The sequence below is a fragment of the Ferdinandcohnia jepli genome, assembly GCF_047246645.1.
GTDB lineage: Bacteria > Bacillota > Bacilli > Bacillales > Bacillaceae_L > Ferdinandcohnia.
On the sequence record NZ_JBFOKR010000016.1, the window covers coordinates 75730 to 102728 of the forward strand.

23 protein-coding genes are annotated in these 26999 nt (G+C 36.2%); 13 read left to right on the plus strand and 10 right to left on the minus strand.

The annotated features are described in order from the left end of the window. Positions 1-264 precede the first annotated feature (264 nt). Complete coding sequence (locus AB3M96_RS17535) at positions 265-2907, plus strand: DNA translocase FtsK (RefSeq protein ID WP_412968927.1); 2643 nt, start codon at positions 265-267, stop codon at positions 2905-2907. Between the two features lie 407 nt (positions 2908-3314). Here the strand turns inward: AB3M96_RS17535 and AB3M96_RS17540 are convergent, their stop codons facing one another. Continuing rightward, on the minus strand, positions 3315-3470 hold the full coding sequence (locus tag AB3M96_RS17540) for a hypothetical protein (protein WP_412968928.1): 156 nt from the start codon (positions 3468-3470) through the stop codon (positions 3315-3317). Positions 3471-3813: 343 nt separating this feature from the next. Here AB3M96_RS17540 and murC point away from each other — a divergent pair, with 343 nt between their 5' ends. Then, entirely contained in the window at positions 3814-5112 is a 1299-nt protein-coding gene (gene murC / locus AB3M96_RS17545; RefSeq protein ID WP_412968929.1) for a UDP-N-acetylmuramate--L-alanine ligase, read from the plus strand. Positions 5113-5153: 41 nt separating this feature from the next. On the opposite strand, the gene AB3M96_RS17550 is transcribed toward murC, so the two are convergent. Beyond that, a complete protein-coding gene (locus AB3M96_RS17550) occupies positions 5154-6269 on the minus strand; it encodes an aminopeptidase (protein WP_412968930.1) in 1116 nt (371 codons plus the stop codon). Between the two features lie 245 nt (positions 6270-6514). On the opposite strand from AB3M96_RS17550, the gene AB3M96_RS17555 reads away from it, so the two are divergent. From AB3M96_RS17555 to ccpA, 5 genes are all read left to right on the plus strand, one after another. Next, entirely contained in the window at positions 6515-6934 is a 420-nt protein-coding gene (locus AB3M96_RS17555) for a DUF948 domain-containing protein (RefSeq protein WP_412968931.1), read from the plus strand. 12 nt (positions 6935-6946) lie between these two features. Beyond that, positions 6947-7312: a YtxH domain-containing protein gene (locus AB3M96_RS17560; RefSeq protein WP_412968932.1), complete on the plus strand. Its 366-nt coding sequence runs from the start codon at positions 6947-6949 to the stop codon at positions 7310-7312. Between the two features lie 18 nt (positions 7313-7330). Next, positions 7331-7657: a bacillithiol system redox-active protein YtxJ gene (ytxJ, locus tag AB3M96_RS17565; protein WP_412968933.1), complete on the plus strand. Its 327-nt coding sequence runs from the start codon at positions 7331-7333 to the stop codon at positions 7655-7657. Between the two features lie 354 nt (positions 7658-8011). Beyond that, positions 8012-9088, plus strand: a complete 1077-nt coding sequence (locus AB3M96_RS17570) for a bifunctional 3-deoxy-7-phosphoheptulonate synthase/chorismate mutase (protein ID WP_412968934.1) — start codon at positions 8012-8014, stop codon at positions 9086-9088. A 223-nt stretch (positions 9089-9311) separates the two neighbouring features. Further along, complete coding sequence (ccpA, locus tag AB3M96_RS17575; RefSeq protein ID WP_412968935.1) at positions 9312-10313, plus strand: catabolite control protein A; 1002 nt, start codon at positions 9312-9314, stop codon at positions 10311-10313. A 153-nt stretch (positions 10314-10466) separates the two neighbouring features. On the opposite strand, the gene AB3M96_RS17580 is transcribed toward ccpA, so the two are convergent. The 3 genes from AB3M96_RS17580 to AB3M96_RS17590 are packed head-to-tail and all read right to left on the minus strand — an operon-like array spanning position 10467 to position 12962. Continuing rightward, positions 10467-11639, minus strand: a complete 1173-nt coding sequence (locus tag AB3M96_RS17580) for an acetoin utilization protein AcuC (RefSeq protein ID WP_412968936.1) — start codon at positions 11637-11639, stop codon at positions 10467-10469. After that, positions 11632-12279, minus strand: coding sequence for an acetoin utilization AcuB family protein (locus tag AB3M96_RS17585; protein WP_412968937.1), 648 nt, complete (start codon positions 12277-12279; stop codon positions 11632-11634). The genes AB3M96_RS17580 and AB3M96_RS17585 overlap by 8 nt, the downstream gene beginning before the upstream one ends. Before the next feature lie 50 nt (positions 12280-12329). Then, positions 12330-12962, minus strand: a complete 633-nt coding sequence (locus AB3M96_RS17590) for a GNAT family N-acetyltransferase (protein WP_412968975.1) — start codon at positions 12960-12962, stop codon at positions 12330-12332. Between the two features lie 290 nt (positions 12963-13252). Here AB3M96_RS17590 and acsA point away from each other — a divergent pair, with 290 nt between their 5' ends. Next, entirely contained in the window at positions 13253-14971 is a 1719-nt protein-coding gene (acsA, locus tag AB3M96_RS17595) for an acetate--CoA ligase (protein ID WP_412968938.1), read from the plus strand. A 151-nt stretch (positions 14972-15122) separates the two neighbouring features. Here the strand turns inward: acsA and AB3M96_RS17600 are convergent, their stop codons facing one another. Both AB3M96_RS17600 and AB3M96_RS17605 read right to left on the minus strand, forming a co-directional pair. After that, positions 15123-15314, minus strand: coding sequence for a hypothetical protein (locus AB3M96_RS17600; protein WP_412968976.1), 192 nt, complete (start codon positions 15312-15314; stop codon positions 15123-15125). Further along, positions 15256-18171, minus strand: a complete 2916-nt coding sequence (locus AB3M96_RS17605) for a transglycosylase domain-containing protein (RefSeq protein ID WP_412968939.1) — start codon at positions 18169-18171, stop codon at positions 15256-15258. Before AB3M96_RS17605 ends, AB3M96_RS17600 begins: the two co-directional genes overlap by 59 nt. A 290-nt stretch (positions 18172-18461) precedes the next feature. On the opposite strand from AB3M96_RS17605, the gene tyrS reads away from it, so the two are divergent. Then, a complete protein-coding gene (gene tyrS / locus AB3M96_RS17610; protein WP_412968940.1) occupies positions 18462-19721 on the plus strand; it encodes a tyrosine--tRNA ligase in 1260 nt (419 codons plus the stop codon). 166 nt (positions 19722-19887) lie between these two features. Here tyrS and rpsD read toward each other — a convergent pair whose 3' ends face one another. Next, positions 19888-20490 carry a 30S ribosomal protein S4 gene (rpsD, locus tag AB3M96_RS17615; protein WP_412968941.1) on the minus strand — a complete coding sequence of 201 codons (603 nt, stop codon included), beginning with the start codon at positions 20488-20490 and terminating at the stop codon, positions 19888-19890. Positions 20491-20955: 465 nt separating this feature from the next. On the opposite strand from rpsD, the gene AB3M96_RS17620 reads away from it, so the two are divergent. The 3 genes from AB3M96_RS17620 (at position 20956) to AB3M96_RS17630 (ending at position 24565) form a co-directional block, all read left to right on the plus strand. Continuing rightward, a complete protein-coding gene (locus AB3M96_RS17620) occupies positions 20956-22365 on the plus strand; it encodes a sensor domain-containing diguanylate cyclase (RefSeq protein ID WP_412968942.1) in 1410 nt (469 codons plus the stop codon). Positions 22366-22563: 198 nt separating this feature from the next. Then, positions 22564-23748, plus strand: coding sequence for a methionine gamma-lyase (gene megL / locus AB3M96_RS17625; RefSeq protein ID WP_412968943.1), 1185 nt, complete (start codon positions 22564-22566; stop codon positions 23746-23748). Positions 23749-23848: 100 nt separating this feature from the next. Continuing rightward, positions 23849-24565 (plus strand): potassium channel family protein, encoded by a 717-nt coding sequence (locus AB3M96_RS17630; protein WP_412968944.1) that lies wholly within the window; start codon positions 23849-23851, stop codon positions 24563-24565. A 40-nt stretch (positions 24566-24605) separates the two neighbouring features. Here AB3M96_RS17630 and AB3M96_RS17635 read toward each other — a convergent pair whose 3' ends face one another. Further along, positions 24606-25085: a GAF domain-containing protein gene (locus tag AB3M96_RS17635; protein WP_412968945.1), complete on the minus strand. Its 480-nt coding sequence runs from the start codon at positions 25083-25085 to the stop codon at positions 24606-24608. A 146-nt stretch (positions 25086-25231) separates the two neighbouring features. Here AB3M96_RS17635 and refZ point away from each other — a divergent pair, with 146 nt between their 5' ends. Continuing rightward, on the plus strand, positions 25232-25885 hold the full coding sequence (gene refZ, locus AB3M96_RS17640; protein WP_412968946.1) for a forespore capture DNA-binding protein RefZ: 654 nt from the start codon (positions 25232-25234) through the stop codon (positions 25883-25885). Here refZ and hisJ read toward each other — a convergent pair. Beyond that, the gene (gene hisJ / locus AB3M96_RS17645) at positions 25882-26703 is read right to left on the minus strand and encodes a histidinol-phosphatase HisJ (RefSeq protein WP_412968947.1); all 822 of its coding nucleotides are present in this window, start codon (positions 26701-26703) and stop codon (positions 25882-25884) included. The genes refZ and hisJ overlap by 4 nt on opposite strands. Between the last annotated feature and the right edge of the window lie 296 nt (positions 26704-26999).

Genomic DNA, 26999 nt, shown 5'->3' on the forward strand with positions numbered 1-26999 from the left:
TCGCTAGGAAAACTAGTGGCTTTTTTATGTAATATTGTTAAAATAAATAATAGTAATATGTGTTCCAAAAGTTGACGTATCGAAAAAGCAATAGTCAGAAATGACAGGGTAGTAATGAAATAGCTTGAAACCTTGAACTAGAAATAGGTAGACGGAAGTGAATTGATACTCCTTAGCAGCTTAATCTGACGTAGAATTTCGTAAACGGATTATTTGATGACTATTTGGACATTTCTAGTAATTGTAAATGGAAGAGTGATAGCTGTGAACTTAATGAAAAGACTACTACGATTTTTAAATTCAGATGATGAAAGTCCAAGCGAATATCATCCAGAACATATTCGTCAAAATAAGAATATTGAAGCAAGAGTTACCTATCAATATCCGAAAGGAAACTTTAGATTTCCTTTAATACCTGATAATGGTAGTGAACCTCCTAGAGAAAGACGTAAACACACTAAAGAAGTTAAGCAAAGTACAGAAAACAAAAAAAACAATCAAAACCATGAGACCTCCTTTAAGAAAAGAGAGACAAGACAGCAACAGAGACCGATTCCCGTTAACAAAAGCGAGAACAAACAACCTTTTCGCCCAACAGAGACGCCATCTCCTGTATATGGACTTACTAAACCACAGCTGATAGAAGTGGTTGAATATGAATTACCTACCTTACCAACCGCAAATTCAAGAAAAAACATACATATTGCTGACCAAGCACAAGTTGAAGTAGCTGCAACCATTTCTGAGGAATTGTATGAAGAAGTTCCTGCAAAAGAAGCTGATTTCATTTATTCGGAACATGCTGGTATTGAAACTACTAGACTAATAGGCAGTGATGTGACTGAGCAAGAAGAGAAAGAAATTCCGAAACAAATTAGGGAATTGTTAGATGAAGACCAAACAATTAATTCACCGACTACAAGTAATCCTGTAGCGAGTTTTGATGATGTTGTTGAACAGATTAATGTAGAAGAAGACTTCAATGATGTTGTTGAACAGATTAATGCGGGAGAAGATTTTAATGATGTTGTTGCACAGATTGATGTGGTAGAAGATTTTAATGATATAACTACTGAAAAACAAGAACACATTGAAACTGAGCAAATACAAGAGAAAGTGGAGAAATCCCGAGACGAGACACGTAGAAGGCAAACTTCAATTCCTTTCAATGTCTTGATGTTTAAGAAGGATAAGCAAAGGCTAAATCAACAAAAACAAGTACAGCCTCTACGAGAGTTAGAGAACGTGCAACCTCGACAAGAAAGTCGGACAGAGCAGAGTCAGCAAGAAGTAGTTGCCGGACAAAACATAAAGATAGAGAGACAACATCAAGGGGGAAGCGTACAACCCCAAGATGAAATCCGGAAAGAATCGCCACAACAAGGCGCAAAAGATGAACAGCTTCAACATGAGGTAACGAAAGAGCAATCTGAAGTAAGTGAATTCAAACCTCAACCTGAGAAAGTAGATGACAATAAACGAATGGTTGGAGTATATTCATTTCCTAGCTTATCATTTTTAAATACACCTCCTGTTGAAAACGTTGATGATAATCATTGGCTCTATGAGCAAAAAACAACCCTTGACCAAACCTTACGTAATTTTAAGGTGCGTGCTAAAGTTGTTAATGTAACGCAAGGTCCAGCTGTAACTAGATTCGAAGTTCACCCGGAAGCTGGGGTAAAGGTAAATAAAATTACCAATCTATCTGATGATATAAAACTGAGTCTAGCAGCGAAAGACATCCGTATTGAAGCGCCAATCCCAGGCAAAAACACGATTGGGATTGAAGTACCAAATAGAAAAAGTAAGGCAGTATTATTAAAAGAAATTCTACAAAGTCAGGAGTTCTCCACAAATAGGTCTCCACTTACGGTGGCATTGGGGCTTGATATCTCAGGAAAGCCTATCGTAACAGACTTACAGAAGATGCCTCACGGATTAATTGCAGGGGCTACAGGTTCTGGAAAAAGCGTATGTATCAATACAATGTTAGTTAGTTTGCTTTATAAGGCTACTCCAGACCAGGTTAAACTACTTTTAATAGATCCAAAGATGGTGGAACTGGCACCATATAATCATATCCCCCATCTAGTGAGCCCTGTAATTACAGACGTAAAGGCTGCCACTGCAGCTCTAAAGTGGGCAGTTGAAGAGATGGAAAGAAGATATGAGCTCTTTGCACATACAGGTGTAAGGGATATTGGCCGATACAATGAAATGGTTGAAAAGCATGATGAAAAAAGTGGCAAACTTCCATATCTCGTGATTATTATCGATGAGCTTGCTGATTTAATGATGGTTGCACCTGGTGAAGTGGAAGATTCTATTTGCCGTATCGCACAAAAGGCGAGAGCCTGTGGTATTCATTTAATACTAGCAACTCAACGCCCATCCGTTGATGTAATTACTGGATTAATTAAGGCAAATATACCTACACGTATTGCTTTTTCAGTATCATCTCAAGTTGATTCAAGAACAATCTTAGATTCTAGCGGTGCTGACAAACTTCTGGGACGAGGGGATATGTTGTTCCTTGAAAACGGTTCTTCAAAACCAATCCGTGTTCAAGGAAACTTTGTTTCCGATGATGAAATTGAACATGTTGTAGGGTTTGTCAAAACACAAATGAAGCCAACCTATATGTTTGAGCAAGAGGAACTCTTAAAAAAGGCAACGATTTCGAATGAGGAAGATGAATTATTTTTAGAAGCATGTGAATTTGTCTTGGAACACGGAGGAGCATCCACTTCAAGTGTGCAACGTCGTTTCCGCATTGGCTATAACCGAGCTGCAAGATTAATTGATATGATGGAGGAACAAGGTATTATCTCTGAATCACGTGGGAGTAAGCCGAGAGAAGTCCTAATAACCGAGGAAGAACTTTCAAATATATATGAGAACTAAGAAAGAAGTGAAGCTGATAACATTTAGTTTGTTATCGGCTTTTTGTTTTGGTCGATGAGAAGGTAATAAAGCGATAAGCAAGCAGTCTTATGGTTTTGGGAACGGTTAAAGTTAGTGTGGGGTACAAGGTTGGTATTATGAAAAGAGGAGTTCAATGTGTCTTAAAAAGAGTCAAAAACAGCTGAGGTAAAGAAACGTTCTATGAGCCTTTTAAAGCAGCTACTCTTAGCTGAAAGTAAGATAGAAGTATTCTATTAGCCGTTCAAAGTAGTTAAGCTCAGGTGAAGGTAAGATAGAAACGTTCTATGAGCTGTTCAAAGCAGTTAACCTCAGCTGAGGGTAAGATAGAAACGTTCTATGAGCCGTTCAAAGCAGTTGAACTCTTCTGAAGGTAAAATAGAAGTATTCTACGAGCCTTTCAAACCAGTTAATTCATGTTGAAGGGAAGACAGAAATGCTCTATGAACCAATTGTAACAAGATTCCAATTACATACATAATAAAAGAACCAAAAACAGCCAATATACTTGTTTCCGACATGATTAAATGCATAATCTCCTTCATTGAGCATATATGTGTAATTGGCATGTTTAAATAAAAGGAACACGATTTATAAATATGTTCCAAAAAACACCAAATCATAGATTATTTATAACTCACAAGGTCAATAATAAAAAAATGCTACATAAGTACTAAAGATTACAGTTAACATGTTTCTGAAACATAATAGTTATCTTTTCCTAATGGTCTTCAAAGTTGATTAGTGCTATAATGAAAAAATGTGAGATGATAGTGTATACATAAGTTCTGTTTTGGAGTCATTCATCTCATTTAATGGGTACAATTATCAAAACAAGATGAATTTCATATACTGTCTTACAGATAGACATTGTTGGAGGTTCTTTATATGACAGTTTACCATTTCGTTGGAATTAAAGGTACTGGCATGAGTTCATTAGCACAGATACTTCACGATATGAACCACGAGGTCCAAGGATCTGATGTTGAAAAGTTCTATTTTACTCAAAAGCCACTAGAGGCTAGAGGTATTCAAATTTTGCCATTTAGTAAAGATAACATCCGTGAAGGTCAAACGGTTATTGCCGGAAATGCTTATCCAGATACTCATGAAGAAATTGAAGAAGCAAACAGATTAGGAGTTCCTGTTATTCGTTATCACCGTTTCTTAGGTGATTTTATGAAGAAATATACGAGCGTTGCTATTACAGGTTCTCACGGAAAAACATCAACTACCGGGTTACTTGCACATGTTATGGATGGAGCGGAACCAACCTCCTATTTAATTGGAGATGGTAGTGGAAAAGGTGCCGAAAATAATAAATATTTTGTATTTGAGGCGTGTGAATATAGACGTCATTTTTTAAGCTACCATCCAGATTACGCAATTATGACAAATATTGATTTTGACCATCCGGATTATTTTGCTAATATTGAGGATGTTTTTAACGCATTCCAAGAGATGGCACTTCAAGTGAAAAAGGGAATAATTGCTTGTGGCGACGATGAACAGCTTCAAAGTATTCAATCAAAGGTTCCTATGGTGTTTTATGGATTTGGGGAAGAAAATGATTTCCAAGCACGTAATATAATAAAAAGCACAGAAGGTTCAACATTTGATGTATTCGTACGAAACACATTTTTTGCGAGTTTTTCAACACGTGGATATGGTGACCATAATGTGTTAAATGCACTGGCCGTAATTGCTCTTTGCCATTATGAAAATATTGATGTCTCCATTATTCAAGATCGTTTATTAACGTTCCAGGGAGTAAAAAGAAGATTTACTGAAAAAAGTGTTGGAGATCAAATTATAATTGATGATTATGCCCATCATCCAACCGAAATTACAGCAACAATAGAAGCAGCACGACAAAAGTTTCCGGACCGTGAAATCGTAGCGATTTTCCAACCGCATACATTTACGAGAACTCAAACATTCTTGGAGGAGTTTGCTTCTAGTCTTTCAAAAGCTGATTATGTGTACTTATGTGATATTTTCGGATCAGCACGTGAAAACAAAGGCGAACTTTCAATTGCTGATTTGCAGTCTAAAATTCAGGATGCTGATCTAATCACAGAAGATAATACGTCCGTACTTAAAAAACATGAAAACAGTGTACTCATATTTATGGGCGCCGGCGATATTCAAAAATTTCAGGATGCTTATGAAAAGGTGCTTGTTTAAAGAAAAGGGACTTTGCAACTGCAAAGTCCCTTTTACTATATTTATTTTAAATTCTCCGGGTTTAGCGCTTCAAGTTCAGGGATAACAAATCGTCCGTCTTTACGGATTAGCACATCATCAAAATAAATTTCGCCACCACCATATTCAGGACGTTGGATATTTACCATATCCCAGTGAATATTTGATTTGTTTCCATTATAAGCGTCATCATAGCACTGTCCAGGTGTGAAGTGGAAGCTTCCATCAATCTTTTCATCAAATAGAATATCCTGCATTGGATGTTGGATGAATGGATTTACCCCAATTGCAAATTCACCGATATAACGAGCGCCTTCATCTGTATCAAGAATTTTATTTAGGCGTTCAGTGTCGTTTGAAGATGCTTCAACAATTTTACCGTCCTTAAAAGTTAAAGAAACATTTTCAAATGTAAAGCCTTGGTAAGGAGAAGGTGTGTTATAAGTTAGTGTTCCATTAACAGAGTCACGTACAGGTGCTGTATAGACTTCCCCATCAGGAATATTCATCTCCCCAGCACATTTAATAGACTTAATGTCTTTGATCGAGAACGATAAATCAGTACCTTGCCCAGTAATACGGACTTTATCAGTTTTATCCATTAATTCAACAAGCGCATCCATTGCATTACTCATTTTTCCGTAGTCAAGATTACATACATCAAAGTAGAAATCTTCAAATGCTTCAGTACTCATCTTCGCGAGTTGAGCCATTGAAGAGTTTGGATAACGTAGTACTACCCATTTAGTTTTTGGAACACGAATTTCGCGGTGTACTTTTTTACCAACCGTGTTACCTTCGATTTTCATTTTTTCATCAGGTACATCAGCTTGTTCATTTATATTATCTCCTGAGCGAAGCCCAATGTAAGCATCCATTTTACCCATAACATTTGCTTCGAAATCTGCCTTCATTTCAAATTGTTCCTCTTGTGCTCCCATTAATAGTGCACGGTCAACTTGATGATCCTTTAATGATACAAATGGATAGCCACCAGCTTTGTACGCCTCATTTACAAGAGCAATTACTAATTCGCGTTGAAGCCCGAAGTTTTCAATAAGAACCTTTTCTCCTTTTTGCAGACGTACAGAATAATTAATCAAGTTACGAGCTAATGTTTCAATACGTGGATCTTTCATTCAAAATGCCTCCAATATAAATAGTTTTAAGTATAACAACGGCTCGACTCTAATTTGTCTCCGTGTTTTCTTCATATGTACAACTTTTATTGTAACCGAAAAAAGATAAAAATGTTACTAATATGAGAGGCATAAAATTAGGTGAAGGAAATAAAAGAATTATGTCGAAAGTAAAAGAATATGGACAATCTGTTTATAAGCAGTAAAATGGGGTAAGAAAGAGATAAGGAGGTGCAACTACTAATATGATTTTAATCGTATACATAAGCGTTGCAGTTATTGCAGTCGCATTTTTAATTTTAGTCATTTATTTATCAAGAACTCTAAACTCACTGCAAAAAACCTTAGATAATGTTGCTGGCACGTTATCTGGCCTTGAACAGCAAATGGAGGGAGTGACAAGCGAAACCACTGCTCTTTTAAATAAGACCAATAAGCTTGCAGATGATATTCAGCAGAAATCCGAGAGTTTAAATACTGTTGTTGATGCCATAAAAGATGTAGGTACATCAATCCAAAAATTCAACAAGTCAATCGGAAAAGTGTCAACTGAAGTCACAGACCAAGTTGAGAGAAATAAAGATAAAATCTCACAGGTTATTCAAGTAAGTAATGCTGTCATAGAGATTTGGGATAAATGGAAAGATAAGAAACAAAAACAGTAGGAGGGAGTTTGTATGTCGAAAAGTAATGGGTCTACTTTTATCCTTGGTGCAATAGTAGGTGGAATTGTTGGAGCTGCAACAGCTCTTGTTTTAGCACCGAAAACTGGACAGGAACTTCGTCAAAAATTGAATGAACAAGCGTCCATTGTAAAAGAAAAGACTAACTCATTTTCAAAAACACTTGCTGAACAGTCAAATCAACTACTTACCAAAACAAAAGAACCTAAGGAACCTGCCATTGAAGAGGTTTTCGATGAGGTTGATAATAGCGAGCCTGGCATTCAAGTTGAGGATTCATCGAATGAACAGCTTTTCCAAGAAAAACTAGCCGAAGCGCAAAAAGCTCTGGAAGACGCTGAGAATGGACTTCATACTTAATTAATAAGGAGGATACTAATGGGTAAACAAAAACTTGAAACAATTGATGAATTTAACGAAGTTCTTCAAAGAGAGCAGAAATTTATTTTAGTAAAGCACAGTTTAACTTGTCCAATTAGTAAGGCGGCGTTTGATGAATATGAGGACTTTGTATCTCAAAATGAGAGTATACCTACATACTATCTTTATGTACAAGAAGCAAGGCCTTTATCAAACTTTATTGCTGAGACATTTTCGATTAGACATGAATCTCCACAAGCTCTTCTTTTTGAAGGTGGAGCAGTTAAGTGGGATGCCTCACATCGTAAAATAACTAAAGAAACGTTAGCGAATGCAAGTGCATAAGATAAGTAAAGTCCCTGGATAACTCCAAGGGCTTTTTATATATAATTAGCTATTAATTACAAGGAAACAAAAAATTACTAATTAAAAGAGTCCCTTTTATAGTAAAATAACCTATAAAACACACTAGAATAGATCTTACTCTTCTATAGGAAAATAAAGATAATTATGTTGGAATTTTTCTTCACCTACCTATAGTCAATAACATACAATACTTTATCGCTTAAAAGCGTTTAATTAATAAAGTTTATTAGTGACAACTAGAATCATTTCGTTTATAATGAATTCTAATTACTAAAAAATGCAATATATTCTTTTAATTATGTGATTTAAACAAGGTGAGAAAGGAAGAGTGAGATGAGTAAAGTAGAATTAGATAATTTACGCGAAAGAGTCGAAGAGATTAATCTTCAAATCCTTAATTTGATAAGTGAACGTGGAAAACTTGTTCAAGAAATAGGGAAAGTAAAAGAAGCACAAGGTGTAAATCGTTATGACCCTGTACGTGAAAGAAAAATGTTAAATAATATTTTGGAGCATAATGAGGGGCCTTTTGAGACATCTACTATTCAACATATTTTTAAAGAAATTTTTAAAGCGGGATTAGAAATACAGGAAGATGATCACCGTAAAGCTCTTCTTGTTTCTAGAAAGAAAAAGCCCGAAGATACAATTGTGGATGTTAAAGGTGAAAAAATTGGGAATGGAAATCAGTTCTTCTTTGTAGGTCCGTGTGCAGTTGAAAGCTATGAACAGACTGCTGCTGTTGCAGAGGTGGCAAAAAAGCATGGCTTACGATTACTTCGAGGTGGAGCGTTCAAACCAAGAACATCCCCATATGATTTCCAAGGATTAGGTTTGGAAGGATTAAAAATTTTAAAACGAGTAGCAGATGAATATGATATGGCAGTAATAAGTGAAATTGTTAACCCTGCAGATATTGAGGTAGCAGTTGAATATCTTGATGTAATTCAAATCGGTGCACGTAACATGCAAAACTTTGAATTATTAAAAGCAGCAGGTTCAGTGAAAAAACCAGTTTTACTAAAGCGTGGATTAGCTGCTACTCTTGATGAGTTTGTCAATGCAGCTGAATATATCATAGCACAGGGGAATGATCAAATTATTCTCTGTGAAAGAGGTATCCGTACTTACGAAAGAGCAACTCGTAATACTTTAGATATTTCTGCTGTTCCAATTCTTAAGCAAGAAACTCATTTACCTGTTGTTGTGGATGTAACTCATTCAACTGGACGTCGTGACTTATTATTGCCATGTGCTAAGGCTGCACTTGCAATTGGTGCGGACGGAGTGATGGCAGAGGTTCATCCAGATCCAGCAGTTGCATTATCAGACTCTGCTCAGCAGATGGATTTTGATCAGTTCGATCGATGGATCACTGAACTAAAATCCTTACAAACTGTTCGTGTGTAAATAAATGTATTATCGAAAACTCCTACTGTAAGTAGGAGTTTTCATTTTATTCTGGGGTTGTTTACGGTTTCAATAATTATTTTGTTAAAAAGTGCACAAAGACGTTGCTCTTTACGTCGTTAATATCGTATGATTATCTACATAAAGTGAGCAAACATGACAATGTTTTGTTTAATAGATGTTAATATATACTATAGGTAACTAGATATAAGGAGTGTTGTCAATGAATGTGACAATCTATGATGTAGCCAGAGAAGCGAATGTTTCCATGGCAACCGTTTCTCGTGTTGTAAACGGAAATCCAAATGTTAAACCAACTACAAGGAAAAAGGTACTCGAAGCAATTGAGAGACTAGGATACCGTCCAAACGCTGTAGCGCGTGGTTTGGCAAGTAAAAAAACAACGACCGTTGGGGTAATTATCCCTGATATTTCAAGTATTTTTTATTCTGAATTAGCTAGAGGAATCGAAGACATCGCTACGATGTATAAGTATAATATTATCCTTAGTAACTCAGACCAAAATAAGGACAAAGAATTCCACTTATTGAATACAATGCTTGGTAAACAAGTAGATGGTATTGTTTTTATGAGTGGTAATATCACTGAGGAACATATTAGCGAATTTGAAAAGTCGCCAGTTCCTATTGTCTTAGCTGCGACTGTTGAAAGAAGTAATACGGTTCCTTCTGTAACCATCGATTCTGAACAAGCATCATTTGATGCAGTTTCTGAATTAGCAGCTAAAGGACATAAAAAAATTGCATTCGTAAGTGGACCGATGAGTGAGCCAGTCAATTCAGAGAAAAAGTTAGCGGGATATAAGCGTGCACTTGAGACTGCTGGACTCTCTTTTAATGAAGAATATGTTGTTGAGGGTGACTATACATATGATTCTGGAATAGAGGGCTTTGAACGTCTAAATGAGTTAGCAGATAAACCAACCGCAATTTTTGTTGCTACTGATGAAATGGCTCTAGGAGTTATTCACAGTGCGCAAGATCTCGGGATTTCAATACCAGATGATATTGAAATTATTGGTTTCGATAATACTCGTCTTGCGTTAATGGTCCGTCCACAACTAACATCAGTAGTACAGCCAATGTATGATATTGGAGCTGTGGCAATGAGATTATTAACTAAATATATGAATAAAGAGCAAGTAGACGAACAAATTGTTGTTCTTCCACATCGTATTGAGTATAGAGATTCTACGAAGCAATAAATAAAAAATCACGGCAAATACAATATGTTGCCGTGATTTTTTATGCTTTAATAAAGAGTAACTTCATTAAAGGAACGATGACTGATGATGAATCCTATTTCCCACTTTCAGAATTGTAAGGGTTAATCTGGTTTGATCCTGTTGAGCAGGCATTTATATTGAAGTATTATTTGTATTCTTTCGGATTGGATACAGTGCCTTTTCAACTGTTAATGCATTTTTTTCTTCTATCTCCGGTTTACGAGGGATAGGTGGGTAGAGATCTTGGTCGTCTTCCCAATGCGAAGGTAACTTTACTGTTGTTTTTGGTTGCCATTGGTTAATCCATTCCTCAGGTAGTGGACCAGTTATGTCTGACTTATCAATCATCTCCAGCCAAATTAACGACCAAGCTCTTGGTACAACTCTCCAAATATCATAGCCCCCTCCACCAACTGCTATCCATTTACCATCACAATATTCATGTGCCAATTGATGGGCAAGTTTTGGAATTTCTCGGTAAATTTTGATTGTTGCAGATAAATGGGTTAAAGGGTCATAATAATGTGAATCTACACCATTCTGAGTAAAGATGATATCTGGCTTGAAAAACTCAGTTACTGCCCTAAATGCTGTTGTATAAGCGTGCAGCCATGAATCATCCTCGGTAAAGGCATCTACAGGTATATTAAAAGAATACCCATACCCCTTGCCGGCTCCTCTTTCGTTAATATTGCCTGTTCCAGGGAATAAATAGCGTCCAGTTTCATGGATGGACAGAGTACAAACATCAGGATCATCATAAAATGTCCACTGTACACCATCTCCATGATGAGCATCAGTGTCGACATAGAGGACTTTGACATTATATTTTTTTTGCATATAACGGATAGCTACTGCACTATCATTATAAATACAAAATCCGGATGCTTTCCCTCTAAAACCGTGGTGAAGTCCCCCTCCTAAACTAAGAGCATGCTTCGATTTTCCAGACATTACCTCGTCAACAGCAGTTAAAGTTGCTCCGACAAGTAATGCACTTGCTTCATGCATTCCAGGGAAAATAGGTGTGTCCTCTGTACCAATTCCGTAATTATTTGCTGTCTCTTCTGGCAACTTTCCTTCTCCAGCAAGCTTTACTGCCTGTATAAATTTTGGATCGTGGACAAGCTCTAATTCTTCATCAGTAGCTATTCGTGGTTCAATAATTTGATTGTCATCTAAAACATTCAAGCTCTTTAATAAATCATATGTAAGTTTTACCCGAGTCTGATTAAAGGGATGGTCATTACTAAATCTGTATTTTAGAAATTGATCGGAATAGACAAACACAGATTCTCTATTCATAATGCATCCCTGGTATATTAGGCCACATAACAGTGTAACCTTCTTTTTTTAGATTAGTAATAATCCCCGTAGGATTCATTGTTTGAATCCTAAATACTAATACTTTATATTGTGGATCCTTATCGGGATAGACTAGAACACTATTAATATTAACTTTTTGAGTTTTTATAACATTTACTACATCTGCAAGGACACCTGTTTTATTTAGTACCTTTACTTCAAGTTGGGATCCTGGTTGATGTGCACCAGTAAGTTGTACTAATGTATGAAGTAAATCAGTTTCAGTAATTATCCCGACTAACTTTCCATCAGACTCAATTGGTAAACAGCCTATCCGTCGTTCATAAAATATAGCAGAAACTTCTTCTACAAAATCTAATGGGTGACCTGTTATAACATCTTTGACCATAATCTCAATAATTTGTGTATCCAGTAATTTTTTTTGATCTGTAAAGTCTAATTTTGATGGCTTTGCATCACGAATATCTCGATCACTGATTAACCCAACAATTTCATTACCTGGATTCACGATTGGAATATGTCTTATCTTTTGTGCATCCATTATTTTAATTGCTGTTGCAATTGTATCTGTGGATGAGAGTGTCGTCACAGTTTTTTTCATAATCTCTTCTATAATCATGATGAAATCCCCCTTGTTCTTTAGGTAATTGGGATAAGAATATTCAATACCTAATACATGAATCGATTCATAAATCGGAGTCTATCAAATCTTTCAATGGTTTCTCTATCAATACGGTTACCAATCCGGGCCATAAGGCAATTTGCAGGATGAGAACTGATTTCAGGATCGTCAGTTGCAAACCAAACTAATCCTCCTGCGTTCATCATTTTCTCCATTACTTTTCTATATTCCCAAACATTTAAGCCAGTACCCTTTAAGTCCCAATGCCAATAATATTCGGTAGTTATAATCAAATAGTCTTCCATGGCATCATCCATCATTGAAACAATTAGAAGGTTTTTACCAACTCCACAACCCCGATATTTTGGAATAACTTCAATCGCACCTAATTCTATTAAATTTTCAATTTTTCCTTCTGACCAACGTTCTAGCGGGTCTGGGTAGAGGTATGTAACATATCCAACAACAGTGTGTTGATCTCTGGCAATAATGATTCTTCCTTCTGGTAAGTCTGCGATTTCTACTAATGCTTTATGCTGTTGATTAGGCGGACGAAAAGCAACTAAATCATGATGGAACTCATAACCAGCAAGTGCTTCGCCAGTTATTGGTCCTTCTATAATGAGACTCCCATACGGTGTCTTAAGCTCTTTTGCATTATATGTTTTTTTATGTTCCACAATTTCACCACCGTTAATTATTTCATCTACCATTATACATGAATTAATTCGTAATAAAGCGTTTTCACATAAAGTTACGTTTAACAGGTATGAACAGTAGTCCACATTTTATGACATGTACGCAATCATTCTAAACAAGCAACTATTAAGGTAATCCACCTAATAGTTGTTTCACTTTTATTATACAATTGAAGCTACTATTATTATATATAAAAAATTTAAAAAATTGAGAAAAGGAAAAAATTGTACTATAATATAATAGATAATACTTACATAAGGGGGATAAACAAGTGAAAGTGGAAGCGCTACCAGCAACAAAAGGCGATTTTAATTTAAAAGATTATGATCTAGCTTATGAAAGTTTTAATTGGTCGGATGTAGAGAAGAATTTTTCTTGGTCGGATACAGGTAGAGTAAATATTGCTTATGAAGCAATTGACCGACATGCAGAAGGGGCAAGAAAAAATAAAGTAGCATTGTATTACCGTGATCCATCCAGGGAAGAAAAATATACATTTAAAGAAATGAAGGAAAATTCAAACCGTGCTGCAAACGTGCTTAAGCAGGCAGCAGATGTTGAAAAAGGTGATCGTGTATTTGTCTTTATGCCACGTTCTCCTGAACTTTACTTTACAGTAATTGGTGCTATTAAGCTTGGTGCCATTGTGGGACCACTTTTTGAAGCATTTATGGAAGGTGCAGTAAGAGACCGTTTAGAGGATAGTGAAGCGAAGGTTATTGTAACAACACCAGAGCTTGTTGACCGAGTACCTTTTACAGAATTGCCATCATTAAAGCACATTGTGTTAGTTGGTGAAGATGTTAAAGAGGACGGACCTTTTGTTGATTTCTTAGGAAGAATGAAAACAGCTAGTAAAGACCTTCAAATTGAGTGGGTTGAACGTACAGATGGAATGCTACTGCACTATACCTCAGGTTCAACAGGAAAGCCTAAGGGTGTATTACATGTCCACAATGCGATGATTCAACAATATCAAACAGCACAATGGGTACTTGACTTAAAAGAAGATGATATATATTGGTGTACGGCAGACCCAGGTTGGGTTACTGGTACATCTTATGGAATCTTTGGACCATGGCTTAACGGTGCATCTAATGTAATTGTAGGAGGGCGTTTTAAACCAGAAAGCTGGTACCAAACAATAGAAGATTACGGAATTACAGTGTGGTATAGCGCACCAACAGCTTTTAGAATGCTTATGGGTGCTGGTGATGAACTTGTTAAACAATTCGACTTGCGTTCTCTTCGCCACGTCCTAAGCGTTGGTGAACCTCTTAACCCTGAAGTAGTAAGATGGGGCGCTAAAGTCTTTAATCTACGAATTCATGATAACTGGTGGATGACTGAAACTGGTGCGCAATTGATTAGTAATTATCCGTGTATGGACATTAAACCCGGATCAATGGGGAAACCATTCCCTGGTATAAAAGCAGCAATTGTTGATGACCAAGGAAATGAACTGCCACCTTATCGCATGGGTAACTTGGCTATTCAGAAAGGTTGGCCATCAATGATGTATAAGATCTGGAATAACCCAGCCAAGTATGAATCATATTTCATGCCTGGTGACTGGTATGTTTCAGGTGATTCTGCTTATATGGATGAAGATGGCTACTTCTGGTTCCAAGGAAGAGTAGATGATGTAATTATGACTTCAGGAGAGCGTGTAGGCCCATTTGAGGTTGAAAGTAAGCTTGTGGAGCATCCGGCAATAGCAGAAGCCGGCGTTATCGGAAAACCAGACCCTGTTCGAGGGGAAATTATTAAGGCTTTTGTTGCGCTTCGTGAAGGGCATCAACCATCAGATGAACTTAAAGAAGAAATCCGAAACTTTGTTAAAAGAGGTCTAGCAGCACATGCAGCACCTCGTGAAATAGAGTTTAAGGATAAACTTCCTAAAACAAGAAGTGGTAAAATAATGAGACGCGTGCTAAAAGCTTGGGAATTAGATTTACCTACTGGTGATTTATCTACAATGGAAGATTAATAGAAATTACAAATGCGTCCGTTTTTTTCGAGCTTGCTCGATAAAGTGAAACTTCAATCAGTGGGGGTTCTGCGTTCCCCACTGATTGTTAGTTGCAGCCCACAGGAAAATTTTCCTTTTAAAAATCGAGGCATCCGCCGGGGCTTTAACTTTATTCAGTCGGAGTTTGTACCCCGACTGAATTGTATACTCTTTTTACATTCCATCCCCTACTTATAAAAGTAGGGGGTTTCTGCTGAATAAAGGTAAAAAAGAGGTGGTCCATTGGACCACCTCTTTCTCTTTTAATTACCTCTACCATTACCTCTGCCATTCCCATTTCCATTTCCATTACCTTCACCATCGCCGGTCCCCTCATCATTTCCATCTTCCTCGGGAACTGGCGGTGCAATTTCAATAGGTTCCGGTTGATAATCCCCATTTTTGATTAAAACAGAGTTGGTAAGTGGTGTTTCGTTACCTGACACGTCGACGGCAGTTATATAATAAGCCGCCACAGTATTTCCAACATTAAATTGGAGAACCTTTGTAGCTGGTATGCTCCCAATCTTTTTGAAATCAGTTGTAAAATTAGCTGCTGCATAAATTCGATAGCCGATCACGTCGTTGTGTTCATGCTTAGCCCACTTCAATACTCCGGAGGCTATAGATGCACCTTTGACTTGAGATGGGACAGAGCCATTATCTATTAACTCGTCTGTTTCAGTTATTACTAATTTACTCCAATTATTATTACTTGGTAGTAATTGGCGTATAGCTGTATCATCTTTTAAATCATGTAGTTCAAGGAACTCTTTTTTTATCATGATTCCTTCCTGAACAAATTCAGAAGGAGCACTTTCTGGAACGCGGTATGCTTTACCATCGACCTCTATATACTTACCTCTAACCAGGTTATCATCAACCTTATTCGGAACAAACTTGGCATTATAAATATCTGTTTGAACCAATCCAGCTTCTCTACATAAATCAGAAGGCAGCAATCCAGATAGTCCGCAGTAAGAACGAGTTACAATTCCACCTGGCATTTTAAAGTTTTCTTTTGGTTGAACTAAATCAGGTCGAATATCAAAAACTGCGTTCATTTGCTCTGCAAATAAAAGGATATTTCTTCTTGAGTAATTCAGTCCTTTTGCATTTTCTACTTTTTTAGGAGTATCATATCCTATCCAGTTACCAAATGTAATATTTGGGTTTGTAGCAACAAACCAAATATCCCACCAGTTTTGAGATGTCCCAGTTTTACCTGCCCAATCAGCGTTAAACTTTAAATAACCATTTAGAGCAGCACCACTACCACCATTAACAACGTCACGCATCATATCGAGCGTTAAATAAGCTGTTTGTGGTGAGAATACTTCAACCGGTTTTACCTCGTGTTCATAAATGACTTCACCATCGTTTGAAACGATTTTTTCAATCATATAAGCATCAATGAATTTTCCTTCATTTGCGAATGTTGCATATGCATTAACATTTTCCTCAACTGACACGCCGTCTGTCATTGCACCAATAGACAGAGAAGGGGCACTATAGTCACTTTCATGTAAAGAAGTAAAGCCCATTTTCTCTAAATAAGAGATAGGTTTATTATCTAAATTACTAAGATAGACTTTTGCAGCAGGAATATTCTTTGACCATTTTAATGCGTGTCTTGCAGACATTAATCCATCAAAGTCATTCGAGCCACCTACGTTCTTCGGTGCCCAAACGCCATGTTGAAAAACTACGTCAGCAATGACACTACCAGGTTGTACTTTTCCGCTTTCCAAAGCAGGTGCATAATCAAGTAGTGGTTTCATTGTTGAACCATTAGATCTCTTAGCCTTTAGAGCATGGTTAGTCTGTTCACGTTCAAAATCACGACCACCAACAAAACTAATGATTTTACCTGTTTTATTTTCAATTAATACAGAGCCTAGCTCCTCAGGTTCCATAACTTTAACATCTTGACCGGTTTCTAGATCTTTCTTTGTTTCTTCCTTATCAGGGCCATAGTATTCAAAGTTTCTAGCAACTTCTTGCATTACATCATAAACTTCTTTGTCAATGGTTGTATAAATTTTATAGCCGTTTTGGCGAAGATTTTTATCCGCCACAGCTTCATAATATTTATAAAGTTCATTATTTGATTTTAAATCAGCCTCTTCGTAGCCGTCTTCTTTAGCAATTTTTAGTAATAAAATTTCTGTAGCTCTTTTTTCAACCTCAGCCGTTAACCAAGGATATTGTTCTGTAGGTTCAAACTTAGGAGGTGCAAAATTCGCTGTAATATCGTAGGCTAATGCCTCTTCATATTCTTTTTCATTTATAAATCCCGCAGAGAGCATTCGATTTAATACTGTTTTCATTCGATTTAGTCCGGGCTCCAGATTTTCTTTTACCTGTCCACCTTTATTAGAGAAAGGTGTGTATACATAAGGATTTTGTGGTAACCCAGCAATATAAGCCGCCTGTGGTAAATTTAAATCTTTAGCATCAACTCCAAATATCCCTTTAGCAGCAGTTTGAACACCTGCTATATTACGTCCGGATGAATTACGTCCATAAGGAATTACATTTAGATATGCTTCGAGTATTTCATCTTTGTCAAAAAACTTTTCAAGTCGAAGGGCAATTAGAATTTCCTTTGCCTTACGATCAAATGATACTTCATTTGATAATATCTGATTTTTAATTAGTTGCTGAGTTAACGTACTTCCTCCCGTTTGTGTAGCAGAGTTAGTTACGTCTTGAACAATAGCACGTAAGATTGACTTAGGAACGACACCATCATGAACATAAAAATACTGATCTTCTGTTGCGATTACAGCATCTATGACATAGTCCGAAACATCTTCAAGTTTAACCTCTTCACGCTGTAAGTCCGATCTTAGTTGCCCAAAATAGACTTCATTGTCAAAATACAGTTCTGTGTTTTCTTCGTAGTTATAGATGTCTTTGCGTAAACTATCATAGGTACGTATAGGTTCATCCTTTACTAAAGAAGCAAAATAGCCTGCGCCAGCACCACCAGCAAAGCCCAATCCCATAAGCCCTATTATAAAGAAGAGTAAAAATAGGTTCCAAACGACACCATATGTAACTCTAGCGCCTTTACGCAATCTTCTACTTGTTATTCCTTTAATGAATTTATTTGTATAAATGCTTTGCCAAAAAGATCTTATTCTTTCAAAAATTTGTGATTTATTTAATTTCATAATCATCCCCCTAAAATCAAGTACATTATAGCATATACGGTGTAGATATTAGTATTATTTTGTAAATTTCCAGTATTTAATTTGACAAGAACAAACGGTATATGTTAGAAAAAGCTATATCAATCAAATACAACTCAGCGTATATTTGCCCAGAGTTTTCTAATATGTTTTAGAGGCAAACTTATAAAATTTGGGCATCCGTGGATATGAAAGCAATCGAAAGTATTTCTATCAAAACCCACATATATAGTGAGGACTACACTCTAATAAAGGTAAAAGGAGATTTGCTCATGGATGTATTACAGGACTTGGCATTTAGAGGCCTTATAAATCAAGTTACAGATGAAGATGGATTGCGAACCATATTAAAAGATGAAAAGGTAAAATTATACTGTGGGTTTGATCCTACAGCAGATAGCTTACATATTGGACATTTAGTTGGAATTCTTTGTTTAAGAAGATTCCAGATTGCTGGGCATCAACCAATTGCATTAGTTGGTGGAGCGACCGGATTAATCGGTGATCCTAGTGGGAAAAAGGCTGAGAGAACACTGAATTCACAGGAAGTAGTTGAGCAATATAGTGCTAGTATTAAAGGACAGCTTTCTCGATTTTTAGATTTTGAAGCTGAAGGAAATCCAGCTCAAATTGCAAATAACTACGATTGGATTGGTAGCCTGGATCTAATCACATTTTTACGTGATATTGGGAAGAGCTTTGGATTGAATTATATGCTTGCCAAGGATTCAGTACAATCTCGCTTAGACGCTGGTATTTCTTTTACTGAATTTAGTTATATGATTTTACAATCTTATGATTTCTTGAAGTTATATGAAAATGAAGGATGTAAGCTCCAAATTGGTGGAAGTGATCAATGGGGAAATATAACTGCAGGATTAGAGTTAATTCGAAAATCAGTAGATGATGCAAAAGCATTTGGATTAACGATTCCCCTTGTAACAAAGGCAGATGGTACTAAATTTGGTAAAACAGAGGGTGGAACGATTTGGTTAGATAAAGTAAAAACATCTCCATATGAATTCTACCAATTCTGGATTAACACTGATGATCGAGATGTGATTCGTTATCTAAAATATTTTACGTTCCTAACACAAGATGAAATTGGAAAAATTGAAGCTGAAATGGCTGAAGCACCTGAGAAACGTATCGCACAAAAGACATTAGCTGAAGAAGTTACCAAGTTGGTTCATGGCGAAGCGGCATTAGAGCAAGCTATGAAAATTTCCACCGCATTATTTAGTGGTACAATAAGTGAATTAAGTGCTGAAGAAATTATTCAAGGATTCAAAGATGTGCCTTCTTTCGAGTATCAGGGAGATGCTGAAGTTGGTCTAGTAGATTTATTAGTTATGAGTAAAATTTCTCCATCAAAACGTCAAGCAAGAGAAGACATTGCTAACGGTGCAATATATGTGAATGGCGAAAGAATTCAAGAAGTTGATGCTGTGATCTCAGGAGCACAACGAATTGAAGGACAATTTACAGTGATCCGTCGAGGTAAGAAGAAATATTATTTAATTAAATATTAACATTTAGGCAAACGGTTCTTTGAGCCGTTTGCTTTTTTAGTTCGTAATTTCCTTCAACAAGCGTATGTGATTGTCATTAATTAGGAACGTGGTATATTCCATCGAGCTTCAGAATAAAACCAAAAAGAGGACAGGGACCATGTCCCCATCCTCTTCTTTAGGATGATTAACGTGAGTAGAACTCAACGATTAATGCTTCGTTAATTTCAGCTGGTAGTTCAGAACGCTCAGGTAAACGAGTGAATGTTCCTTCTAATTTATCAGCATCAAATGTTACATAGTCTGGCACAAAAGTAGTTGCTTCGATAGCGTCTTTAACTGCAGATAGGTTACGTGATTTTTCACGAACTGCAATTGTTTGACCAGGTTTAACGCGGTATGATGGAATATCTACACGAGCTCCATCAACTAGGATATGACCATGGTTAACTAATTGACGTGCTTGACGACGAGTACGAGCAAGACCAAGACGGTAAACTAGGTTATCTAAACGTGATTCTAAAAGAATCATGAAGTTTTCACCAAGGATACCTTTCATTTTACTAGCAGTGTCGAACAAGTTACGGAATTGACGCTCATTCATACCGTACATATGACGAAGCTTTTGCTTCTCTTGTAATTGTAAACCATACTCAGAAAGCTTCTTACGTTGGTTTGGACCATGTTGTCCAGGAGCGTAAGGACGCTTTTCTAATTCTTTACCAGTACCACTTAATGAAATGCCAAGACGACGGGATAATTTCCAGCTTGGACCTGTATAACGAGCCATGAATGACTCCTCCTTCAATGTTTTTATTTTGTTGTAAAATAAAAACAGATGTGCTAGATGTTCCTGGCTATTTTGTTTTCATGTATCCTCGCTCTAGCAGCAGAGAGTTACAAGATACACCTTCTTTTGAGCTTTAAAAACTCGCAGAGGAACAAAATAGAACAAAAACCTACTCACATTTGCTGCAATATTTTACACAACGACCATTATATGATTTTTACGAGGTGAAGTCAAGTAGTCTTGTAAGAAAGCAAATTAGGAAGAATTATTAGTAAGTGGAGTCTTTCTATTTATTGAGGATATATAACGAAAACTTGAGCTAAAATTACCTTTTTCTGTTTGTTTTTACAATAAATTTGAATTTTTGAGAATATAATTATACTTTTTTAAAGAAAAATCCATCGGTTATGTATATAATAGTATTATATAGAAGAAGTATCTTCAAATGGTAGATGGGTGATAAAAATGAATTTTCAAAATGATGAAGTGAGATATGAGCAGTTATTTAGGGTAACTGCTAAGTTTCATTCGACAATGGATATAGATGCTGTGCTTGAGGAGGTTATACATACATTACAAGATGTATACCCATCATTTACATACACATTATATTTGGCACATGACAATACCAGTCATAATGTTATTCCGATTAAAGCAATTCAGCATCATGAAAACGGTGAAAATACTGCAGTAATGCAGGCATTTGTTTCGGGGACTATTCAGATTGAGGATTCAATTGCTGAAAAGAAATCGAATCTGTATGCTCCTTTAAAAGGTAGACAAGGGATCTATGGAGTCTTACAAATTAATGCCCATAATGCATTGGAATTCCCGGAATCAGAGATAAAGTTTATCGAATTGTTAGCAAATACTGCTGGAAATGCCTTTGAAAATGCCCAACTTTATCAACAATCTAAACAGTTAATTGCAGATTTGCAATTAATAAATGAAACATCCCATCGACTAAATTCCAACTTACGTTTAACCGATACAATGACCTTTATGTCTACTCAAATAAAAAAATCATTCGGTGCGAAAGAAGTAGGGTTCTTTTTATTTGGAAAAGAGCATATGGAGGTCTTGCCTGGGAGTACACAATTTTTTGAGGACGACCATGGAAAAAAATATATAGATTATTGCTATTACAAAGTTTTCAATGAAAATGAACCCCTCTTTATAGGAGACTTGCAGACTGATTCTCATTTCATGGATAGTATTTATCGATCAATGATGTCTGTACCGATGGTTCAACAAAATCAAATAATTGGTGCAGCAATTGTACTTCACGAAAGTCCATATTATTTTTCATTTGATAAGTTTAAGCTTTTACAGTCTCTGATTCATCATTCTTCATTAGCTTTTTCTAATTCTATCTTACGAGAAGAACTAGAAAAATTGGTTATAACTGATTATTTAACAAAATTATATTCTAGAAACCATCTTGAGAATATGGTTCAATATTCAATGGACACCGATGCTTATGGTACTTTTATTTTAGTGGATATTGATAATTTTAAGGGTATCAATGACACGTATGGGCATCAAGTTGGTGACGCTGCCATTGTTCAAATTGCTGACCTTATTAAAGAGAATATCCGTGATGATGATATTGGAGCAAGGTGGGGCGGCGAAGAGTTGGCAATCTATTTACCACGGGTAGATCTTAAGGCTGGATTAATAGTCGCTGAGAGATTAGTAGAGAGGGTAGAAATACACTCTAATCCTAAAATTACCATTTCCTGTGGTGTTGCAACATGGAATAAGGAATGCAAAGAAACGTTTCAAAGTCTATTCCATAGGGCAGATAATGCTTTATATATGGCTAAGCAATCAGGTAAAAATCAGGTTATTGCAAGTGAAAATACAGTTTGTTAAGAACGGCATCCAATCTTGGATGTCTTTTTTTAGGTCTAAGTATAAACCGACTTTTTAAATTCCAATTTATCCCTTTAGAGCATTACTTTATTATTTCTAAAAAGCGAGTAATCCGCTACGAAAAAAGAAAACGCTTTCAATACAAGCTTGTATGTCATATGCTAAATATAGTAACAGAGTTGCCAAGGAGGAAAGGTAATGAGTAGTGAGAGTAAAAGTTTTGATACGTTAGCCATTCATGGAGGGTATTCATCTTCAGCACAAAGTGGAAGTCTGACACCACCTTTGTATCAAACATCCACATTTACGTTCGAAACAGCTGAACAAGGAGAGGATCGTTTTGCGGGAGTGGAAGGTGGTTTCATTTATTCACGACTCGGTAATCCCACAGTTAGGCTGTTAGAGGAGCGTATAGCGTTATTAGAGGGTGGCGAGGCAGGATTAGCCTTTGGTTCAGGAATGGCTGCTGTGTCTGCAATATTGCTTGCTTTAACAAAGTCTGGAGATCATATTTTATGTTCACAAGGCCTTTATGGTTGTACGTTTGGTTTATTGCAGTTAATGGAGGAAAAGTACAACATTGAGCATGATTTTAGCGACATGACGAATGAAGATGAGATTGTCTCGAAGATTAAACCTACAACTAAATTAATTTATATTGAGACTCCGATTAATCCAACAATGAGATTAATAGATATAAAGAAGGTTGTAGCTATAGCGAAGCAACATAATCTTTTGGTAGTCGTAGACAATACATTTAGTTCGCCTTATTTGCAACAGCCTCTATTGTTAGGGTGTGATGTCGTTATCCATAGTGCAACAAAGTATATTGGCGGGCATGGTGATGTAATTGCTGGGCTTGTTGTAGGTAAAAGCGAGTTCATTCAAGAAGTAGCAATGACAACTAGAAAAGACATTGGTGGAATTATATCACCCTTTGATGCATGGCTTTTATTACGTGGGTTAAAAACACTTCCAGTCCGTATGGACCGACATTGTGAAAATGCAGAGAAAATTGCATCCTTATTAAAGGAACATAACAATATAGAAAATATCTATTATCCAGGCGATCAAGAACATCCTGCCTATGAGATTATGAAAAAGCAAATGCGTAAACCTGGGGGATTAATATCTTTTACGATAAATGGAACTAAACAGGATGCCCAGTTATTTCTTAACAAGCTCGAATTGATTAAGATAGCAGTTAGTTTAGGAGATACAGAAACTCTAATTCAACATCCTGCAACCATGACACATGCAGTTGTACCAGAGGATGCAAGACTAGAAATGGGCATTACCGATAACTTAATTCGTTTATCAGTAGGGCTCGAGTCTTGGGAAGATATTTGGAATGATTTAGAACAGGCGCTGAATAAAATTTAATTAATAGCTTGCAATTAGTAATACGTTTTAAAAAGACCAAATCATGTGATTTGGTCTTTTGTTTACCACCATATACAAAATACTTGGGAGGGGCGTATAAGTGAATAAAAAGGAGCTGTACTATGAAACTTTTATGGGTATACTCGCTATTACGTCTGTAATAGGTATATGGTTTAATCAACCTAGTTGGTTGCTCGTGGACCGATTTATTTGGGGAATATTTGTAATAGATGTTTCGGTTAGACTGTTCAAAAGTAAGAAGAAGTGGGAGTACATCAAAACTCACCCATTTGACATTATTGCAATAATTCCTTTAGATTCAATATTTCGTTTTGCAAGGTTTGCAAGGCTTATTAGATTGTTTCGTTTACTTGCCATATTTTCACGTTTACCAATGGGGAAAATCTTAAAGACGAACAATCTTGACAAAGTAATTGTATGGACATTTTTATTAATATTTATTGCTGCAATTCCAATTAAACTATTAGAACCTAATATTGCTACATATGAAGATGCAATTTGGTGGGCTATTGTAACAGCTACCACTGTTGGGTACGGGGATATTTCTCCCGAAACAGGATTTGGCAGGGTTATAGCAATTGTTTTAATGTTATTTGGAATTGGTTTAATTGGAATGGTAACTGGCTCAATTTCTACATATTTTATTCGAGATAAAAAGGTTGAGAATACGACTGTTGTTTTTATAAAAAGAGAATTAGACCGATATGAGGAGTTAAGTCCAGAAGATATTGATACGCTTGTCCTCTTAATGAAAAAGCTGAGTGGAGAAAAGAGACAGGTAAATCAAAAGAGTTAGTAAAAAAACCACTTTTCTAGAGTGAAAAGTGGTTTTCATATTATACGTACTTTACAAGAACCTCAACAAATTCTTCTAAACATTTTTGGTCGACTTCATCAAAGCGATCTTTTATTGGGCTATCGATATCGAGAACTCCAATAACTTGTCCGTCCTTAACCATAGGTACTACTATCTCAGATTGGGACGCACTATCACATGCAATATGTCCTGGAAATAAATGTACATCTGCTACTCTTTCTGTTTGTTTGTTTTGGGCAGCCGTTCCGCATACTCCACGGCCAAATTTAATTCGCACACATGCTGGTAACCCCTGGAATGGTCCTAATACCAACTCATCTTCTTTTGTGAGATAGAACCCAACCCAATTGATATTATCTAAAAATTGATTAAGTAATGCAGAAGCATTTGCTAAATTTGCAATTTGGTCTGATTCGTCTTCTATTAAAGCTTGTAGTTGTTTTATAACAAGCTGATAATTTTCTTCTTTTTTGCCTTTATATTGTTCGACATTAAACATGAAAATCCCCCTCCAATTGAGTTAATACTACATAATCATATCAAAATATCTTAATATCCGCATGACTTGTCGATAAAATCTTAAAGGAATCTTACTTTCCTTCTAGAAACGTATATATATAACTATACGGGTGAGGTGAGGCGGTTATGAAAAATACGAGTATGAAGCAAAGAATTATTGATTCGTCTGCATTTTTATTTAATACGAAAGGATATGATGGCACAACAGTCCGTGAAATTGCCAAGAAGGCGAATTGTAATGTTGCTAATATCTCCTATTATTTTGGTAACAAAGAAGGTCTACTAGAATATCTTGTATCCTCCTATCTAGAAGGATATGTAGCCATTATTGAAAGAGCTTATATTGAATTAGATAGTCGTTCAGCACGCGAATGTTTATTGTTGGTTATAAGAGGAATCATGAACTACCAAAAAGAAAATCGTCATCTTACAAGGTTTGTCCTGAGAGAAATTACGTTCGATACCACTTTAATTCGCGAAATTATGACGACATATATGACGAAGGAAAAGTACTATTTCCAAGTTATCTTTGAAACAGGAATCAAACAACAAGAATTCAACATGGTGCCAATTCCTTATGCCATTATGCAGCTTAAAGGTATGCTCTCCATGCCATACCTACACCCGCAATATATGTCCGAAGTTCTACATATTATGCCATATGAGGTGTATGTAACAGAACAGTATAGCAGGGAAGTTGAGAAGTGGGTCAATTATACAATTTGCCTCCCAACTCAAAAAGTAAAGGATAAATTGTCACCGATACCTGTAAATTACTAACTTTGAGTTGGTGATACTAGATTCGCCTCTGGATAAAGAAAATCATGACCTTGATGTAAATCCTTCGAGCTATGAGAGTCAGAGCCATAGACTAGAGGGATTTTTCGTTTGATTGCCTCTTTAACTACGCTACTAGGTGGATAAGGCTCCCTGCAGAGCGGCTTATTAATTCCGGCCCCATTATAGTCAAGGCTATACCCCTGTTTTGCAATGCGGTCCAATACCTGCCCTACTTTACTTTCAAAACGGTAAGTGGGTGGGAATTTTTTTTGAAACTTATGAACGAGTGTAATATGGCCAATTCGCTTAGGTTTATAGACTCCTAGATCTGCTGCCAAGGAATGTAAAAGAGTATCATAGTACGCCTCGTATACAGCTTCTACTGATGAAAATGCTACAATCATTTCCTGAAATACATCTGGGCTATAATCCATGCAATAGTATGTTTGATCTTTTTTTAGGAAATGTACTGAAAGAATGCTGTCATCTAAAAACTGCCCATATTCATCCAAAAAGGATTTTGTTTCCTTTTCGAAATCTATAATAAAATCTACTTCTAATCCAATATTAATTTTTAATTCAGAAGCATATTTTTTCTTTAGAAAAGATAAATCTGCAAAGTATTCCCCAAGTCTATTTATATCCATTCCACTATCTTTATCAGGAGTTGGATCCACAAAATTCCTAGGAAGCGGAGCATGTTCAGTGAATGATATTTCACGATAACCTAATTGAATTGCTCTCTTAATATACTTCTCAAATGAATCCTTTGTTCCATGTGGACAAAATGGAGTATGGATGTGACCGTCTGCCTTCATCGACAAATCCCTCATTTTTAAATAAAATTTGTAAAAAATTTTAAAAGTTTTAGTCAAAAAATGTCGTTTACATGGTATCATAAATACATTATAAATACATTAAAAAAACTTCTGATATAAATTTATCGAGATAATGATGGTTTTTACATAATTTTAAACATCAATCAGTGGGTTATTTGATCATTTCTGTTAAGTGTTAGTAACGAAAATCTTGATTGATATTTCTAAGGGCTAGCCCTAAAAAGACCATCTCAGCAATATAGATGTTAGTGTCCGTTATTGCCCGCCTAAACACC